This is a genomic window from Blastomonas sp. CCH1-A6, assembly GCF_001556365.1.
GTDB classification, from domain to species: domain Bacteria; phylum Pseudomonadota; class Alphaproteobacteria; order Sphingomonadales; family Sphingomonadaceae; genus Blastomonas; species Blastomonas ursincola.
Map to the genome: position 1 here is coordinate 1 of NZ_LSIS01000422.1, position 576 is coordinate 576.

Sequence of the window (576 nt, forward strand, 5' to 3'; positions counted from 1 at the left end):
CCCCGTGTTCCGCAGGCTCGGCGGCCGCATCGTCTATGCGATCGACGACCTCGACGCCTGGGCCGCGCTCGGCACCCGCCGCTCCACGTCCGATCCCGGCAATGGCGTCGTCCATCCCGCCAAGCGTCTGCCCACCGATTGCGTGCGCCGCTGAGCGCCGATGCCCACCGCCCGCTCCCTTTGCGGCCGTTCCAGCACCGAACGCACGCAGCTTGAGCTGTTCCGTTCGGTGCCCGGCGACCTCGCGGCCCGCGACGCGCAGGACTTAATGGCCTGGCCCTTCTTCAGCCTCGCGAAGACCCGCCGCACCGCGCCCATCGACTTCCGCATGGGCACGACATGGATCTCGGTTGAGGCGGTCCCCGAGCATGGCATGGCGACTATTTGGGATGCCGACGTGCTGATATGGGCGGCGAGCCAGCTCATCGAGGCGCGCGATGCCGGACGGCCGACCTCGCGCCTCATGGTGACGACGCCGCACGAGATACTGGCGTTCACCCGGCGCGGCACCGGCAAGGCGAGCTACGAGCGGCTGAAGGCCGCGCTCGACCGCCTGCAATCCACCACCGTCGCCAC

Annotated in this window: 1 protein-coding gene and 1 pseudogene; both read left to right on the top strand. The window is 70.1% G+C overall.

Annotation, left to right across the window (positions count from 1 at the left end):
- A pseudogene (locus AX735_RS19080) lies at window positions 1–154 on the top strand (helix-turn-helix transcriptional regulator); the annotation flags it as partial.
- A 6-nt stretch (window positions 155–160) separates the two neighbouring features.
- The coding region (locus tag AX735_RS19085) for a replication initiator protein A (RefSeq protein ID WP_202189623.1) at window positions 161–576 on the top strand (416 nt) is incomplete at its 3' end.